Raw genomic sequence first — 4,540 nt, 5'->3', positions numbered from 1 at the left:
AGTTATAGATACAGATCCACAGTGCCTTTTCAAAATATATCAGAGATGGAAATAAATACCCAGTGTTAACTGGGAGAAAGGAAAAATCCAATTACCATCTAAGATAATTGGATTATACGTGGTGTAAATGAATTTACTGCAAATGAGCTTTTCGGGGGCTGCTTTCATTACTGCGGTAGTGATTATCCGTGCGGTGGCAATCAATAAACTGCCGAAAAAGACTTTTCTTGTTTTATGGGAATTGGTGATATTAAGACTGCTTATCCCGTTTTCGATTCCGTCAATGTTTAGTGTTTATACGTTGGTAACTCATAGCATATCTTCTACAACATTGCCGGAAGCTGGAACAGATTACAACATTCCCACTATGCAAGGGCTGTTTGTTACGACACAGGGAGCAGAACAGCCGCCAGAGAATATTTTATCATCTGTTTCCATGTGGTTTATTGTATGGTGTGCAGGAATAATACTTATCGCATTGTTTTTCGTAATATCCTATTTGCGTTGTCTGATTGAATTTCGGACAGCTTTACCCGTCCACAACCATTATGTAGAAAAGTGGCTGGCGGAACGCCCATTGAAACGTCCAATTTTGGTAAAGCAATCTGATAGGATTTCCGCCCCATTAACTTATGGCATTTTCCGTCCTGTTATTTTAGTGCCGAAAAAAATGGACTGGAAAAATGAAAAACAACTGCAATATGTCCTCTCACATGAATATGTGCATATTTATCGCTATGATACTGTAACAAAGCTGATTGCGACACTTGCCCTTTGTATTCATTGGTTCAACCCCTTTGTGTGGGTGATGTATATTCTTTTTAACCGTGATATAGAACTGGCTTGTGATGAAAGCGTCATACGACAATTTGGAGAAAAATCAAAATCTGCCTATTCGCTAATGCTTATCAACATGGAAGCAACGAAAAGTGGGCTATTGCCATTTTGTAACAGCTTTAGTAAAAATGCTATCGAAGAAAGGATAACTGCTATTATGAAAACAAAAAAAACAACTATTTTTTCGCTGGTACTGGCGTGTCTGATTGTTGTCGGGGTAGCTACAGCATTTGCAACTTCCGCCCAAGCTAATAATAATCCAATTTTTGAAGAACAGGAGTACAAACCAATACATGCTTCCGAGAATGCTTCAGATTACGATACGGCGGCAGAACTGCCCGGCGGTAATATTGACTATGGGATATATGAAGAATATGGATTGATTTATGATAAGAATAGCAAGTGCTACACTTACAAGGGAAATGTTGTCCGATTTTTTAATGACCCAGTGGGCGGCGCAAGTTTTACCAATTTCTTTACGGGAACAGTGGATATTGAAGCGGAACGGGATACAAACGATAAACTTATTGGTATTCGGGAATGCACAAAAGAAGTTTATGACAGGCATACAGAAAAGTATGAAAATTCAGGACTTAAATCAATGCCCGCTGGCACTTCTACAGAAAATGGAGATATGATTAGAAATCATGAATCTTACAGCATGGAATCTGGAGATAAGACAGAAAACATGAATACGCTCCAAGATTATGAATCCTATGGCATAGTTTATCACCCAAAAGATGGGTATTGGTACTACAACGACCAGATAATTGGTATATTCATTGATACTAAAAAACCCATCATCTATTTTAATAACAGTGGCAGTATATATCTTTCCATTGCTGAAAATAGTGAAAATGGAGTTATGGAGATTAAGGAAATTTCCGAAGCGGAAGCACAAAAACTTTTACGGGATAATAATTCGGGCAATTCTGCTTCATTCACAGTAGAAGAACCTTGAAATAACAAGTGTCTTATAAACCATACGCCGTATTATGTGGGAGAAAGGGGGAACTATTTATGCCTTGCACAGAAGCATATAAGGAGCATATCGAGTACACCTTTAATGCCTTTTGCAGAGTTGTCATACACTATGCAGCAATCAACGCATGGCGTGACAGGGATAAACGGCGGCAAAGGGAAATATCCTTTGAATATCTCACAGAAGAAAAGTTTTATCCATTTTGTACGTCAGACACATATTTCATAGACCCTTACAAGCAATACCCTGTTACGATATGCGGTCAGAGGGTTATCCTCACAAATGGAAATCTTGCCGAAGCCCTGTCCTCTCTGCCAGAGAAAAATAGGGAAATCATTTACCTTTATTTTTTCGGGCGTTACACACAGCAGGAAATCGGGGAACTGTACGGACGCTGCCGGAGTACGGCGTGGCATCACATACACAGTGCCTTGCAAATGCTGCATGAAGAAATGGAGGTGCTTTTCCATGAGGAATCCTAAACTTGTACCGTATGAAACCATTGTCCGGGCGACCAGCGGAGAGCCGGAAGCCATTGACGAGGTTTTGCGGCATTACAGCAAACGAATCCGGCTTGCTTCCCTTGAAAACGGACAGGTCAACAAGGACACCGAGGACAACATTAAACGGCGGCTTATCGCTGCCCTGTTCCAGTTCCGCTTTGACGGACAGCCTACCTAACAGGAGGTGAGATTTGTCGCAAAAATAGTCATGCTTATATTTAACGACACAGAAGAAAAAGCGGTTGAGAAAGCCATAGCCGCCCTTGCTGATATGATACCGCTGGAAGCCATGCAGCCGCCCCACTCCCCCGTACTTACTTTTCCGGGATTGGAAATAAAATTGCACCAACGCCGGGTATTAAAAAACGGCACAGACATTCCCCTCACACGTTTAGAGTACGGCGCACTCTGCTGCCTTGCCACCAGTCCGGGGAGGGTATTCACAAAGGCGCAAATCTTTGAAGCCGTGTGGAGCCTGGAAAGCGAAAGCTGCCAGTCAAACGTGGCAAATGTGATATGCAATCTACGGAAAAAGATAGAGCCGGACAGCGGCAAGCCCACTTACATAAAGACCGTTTTAGGCGTGGGCTACAAGTTCGCTTCCGGGGAATGACAACAGGATAACCGCCGCCCATCAGCGGCAGCCAAAGACAGGAAATCAAGAAAAGGTTTCCTGTTTTTTTGCGCCCAAAACCAAGCCGGATTTTGCGCCGCAATAAAATAATTCAAAAACTTTTTGAAAACATTGCCAAAATTTTCATTTTTCCCGTAGTAGGTAGTAAGGGGAAAAATAATTGCCGGGAAGTTTGGCATTTTTTGAAACCGTCCGTATATCACTGCAAAACGGAGCTGATGTTTCCGTTTTTGTCAAATTCTGTTACGAAAACACGAAAAGAAATTCCGGGGAACTTTGCCGGATTTGCCTTGCCGTGCGTAGTAAGTAATAGAGGGAGAAATACCGCCGCATAACTGGCAGAATCCACGCCGAACAAGCCGGGGTATCAGCAAAAGCCTACACAGAGGAAGCCGCCACTTTCTTAGAGCAAGATTCTACCGCAGTACCAAAATTCGCTTATCGCTCATTTTGCCCCTACGGGAATCTTGTTGGGGAGTGCCTTCCCCAAACCCTGCTATGCGGCTTGTGCCGCTTGAAAATCCCACCAAAAAATACTTAAAAAATCGCCCACAAAATGGCGGTAAGTGAAAGGAGTTGATACCCATAGGAAAGCGATACAATACGCCCCACCGAAGCCATGTAGTCAAGACACGCATGACCGAAGAAGAATATGCCGACTTCACGGAACGGCTAAAGAATTATGACATGAGCCAAGCCGAGTTTATCCGACAAGCCATTACAAGGGCGACCATTCGCCCCGTTGTTACCGTTTCCCCGGTCAATGACGAGCTGCTTGCCGCTGTTGGGAAGCTGACCACCGAATACGGCAGGATCGGCGGCAACTTAAACCAGATAGCCCGGACGCTGAACGAATGGCACAGTCCCTACCCGCAACTTGCCGGGGAGGTACGGGCGGCGGTTTCCGACCTTGCTGCCCTAAAGTTTGAAGTCTTGCAGAAAGTGGGTGACGCTGTTGGCAACATTCAAACATATCAGCTCTAAAAATGCGGACTATGGCGCAGCGGAAGCCTACCTCACATTTGAGCATGACGAGTTTACCATGAAGCCCACCCTTGATGAAAACGGGCGGCTGATACCGAGGGAGGATTACCGCATTTCTTCCCTCAACTGCGGGGGCGATGATTTCGCTGTTTCCTGTATGCGAGCCAATCTCCGCTATGAGAAAAACCAAAAACGGGAAGATGTGAAAAGCCACCACTATATCATCAGCTTTGACCCACGGGACGGGACAGACAACGGCTTGACCGTAGACCGGGCGCAGGAGCTGGGCGAGCAGTTCTGCAAAGAGCATTTTCCCGGACACCAAGCCCTAATCTGCACCCACCCGGACGGGCATAACCACAGCGGCAATATCCATGTGCATATCGTCATCAACTCCCTGCGGATTTATGAAGTCCCGCTTCTGCCCTACATGGACAGACCAGCCGACACACGGGAGGGCTGCAAGCACCGCTGCACCAATGCCGCTATGGAATATTTCAAGAGTGAAGTCATGGAGATGTGCCACCGGGAGGGGCTTTACCAAATCGACCTCTTGAACGGCAGCAAGGAACGGATAACAGAACGGGAATACTGGGCGGC

7 protein-coding genes are annotated in these 4,540 nt (G+C 45.0%); 6 read left to right on the top strand and 1 reads right to left on the bottom strand.

Annotated elements, in window-relative coordinates:
• The first annotated feature begins 127 nt into the window (after positions 1-127).
• The 4 genes from H8Z82_RS16615 to H8Z82_RS16600 are packed head-to-tail and all read left to right on the top strand — an operon-like array spanning position 128 to position 2,935.
• A complete protein-coding gene (locus H8Z82_RS16615; protein ID WP_186995736.1) occupies positions 128-1,798 on the top strand; it encodes a M56 family metallopeptidase in 1,671 nt (556 codons plus the stop codon).
• A 59-nt stretch (positions 1,799-1,857) separates the two neighbouring features.
• Positions 1,858-2,301: an RNA polymerase sigma factor gene (locus H8Z82_RS16610; protein WP_186995735.1), complete on the top strand. Its 444-nt coding sequence runs from the start codon at positions 1,858-1,860 to the stop codon at positions 2,299-2,301.
• A complete protein-coding gene (locus tag H8Z82_RS16605; RefSeq protein ID WP_004056518.1) occupies positions 2,288-2,500 on the top strand; it encodes a helix-turn-helix domain-containing protein in 213 nt (70 codons plus the stop codon). Before H8Z82_RS16610 ends, H8Z82_RS16605 begins: the two co-directional genes overlap by 14 nt.
• A 30-nt stretch (positions 2,501-2,530) precedes the next feature.
• Entirely contained in the window at positions 2,531-2,935 is a 405-nt protein-coding gene (locus H8Z82_RS16600) for a winged helix-turn-helix domain-containing protein (protein ID WP_044952027.1), read from the top strand.
• Here H8Z82_RS16600 and H8Z82_RS17215 read toward each other — a convergent pair.
• Positions 2,911-3,135, bottom strand: coding sequence for a hypothetical protein (locus H8Z82_RS17215; protein ID WP_207724703.1), 225 nt, complete (start codon positions 3,133-3,135; stop codon positions 2,911-2,913). The genes H8Z82_RS16600 and H8Z82_RS17215 overlap by 25 nt on opposite strands.
• A 406-nt stretch (positions 3,136-3,541) precedes the next feature.
• Here H8Z82_RS17215 and H8Z82_RS16595 point away from each other — a divergent pair, with 406 nt between their 5' ends.
• Together H8Z82_RS16595 and H8Z82_RS16590 are read left to right on the top strand one after the other, a co-directional pair.
• On the top strand, positions 3,542-3,940 hold the full coding sequence (locus H8Z82_RS16595; RefSeq protein ID WP_186995737.1) for a plasmid mobilization protein: 399 nt from the start codon (positions 3,542-3,544) through the stop codon (positions 3,938-3,940).
• The coding region (locus H8Z82_RS16590) for a relaxase/mobilization nuclease domain-containing protein (RefSeq protein WP_186995734.1) at positions 3,912-4,540 on the top strand (629 nt) is incomplete at its 3' end. The genes H8Z82_RS16595 and H8Z82_RS16590, both read left to right, overlap by 29 nt.

Origin of the sequence: Blautia difficilis (assembly GCF_014297245.1) — a bacterium.
In the GTDB taxonomy this organism is placed as follows: Bacteria; Bacillota; Clostridia; order Lachnospirales; family Lachnospiraceae; genus Blautia_A; species Blautia_A difficilis.
Note: the sequence above shows the minus strand (reverse complement) of the source record. Positions and strands in the feature narration are given on the sequence as shown.

Bases quoted from the DNA above. Each gene is read 5' to 3' on its own strand.
- H8Z82_RS16615 (WP_186995736.1), top strand. From the start codon at position 128: ATGAATTTACTGCAAATGAGCTTTTCGGGGGCTGCTTTCATTACTGCG.
- H8Z82_RS16610 (WP_186995735.1), top strand. From the start codon at position 1,858: ATGCCTTGCACAGAAGCATATAAGGAGCATATCGAGTACACCTTTAAT.
- H8Z82_RS16605 (WP_004056518.1), top strand. From the start codon at position 2,288: ATGAGGAATCCTAAACTTGTACCGTATGAAACCATTGTCCGGGCGACC.
- H8Z82_RS16600 (WP_044952027.1), top strand. From the start codon at position 2,531: ATGCTTATATTTAACGACACAGAAGAAAAAGCGGTTGAGAAAGCCATA.
- H8Z82_RS17215 (WP_207724703.1), bottom strand. From the start codon at position 3,135: ATGCCAAACTTCCCGGCAATTATTTTTCCCCTTACTACCTACTACGGG.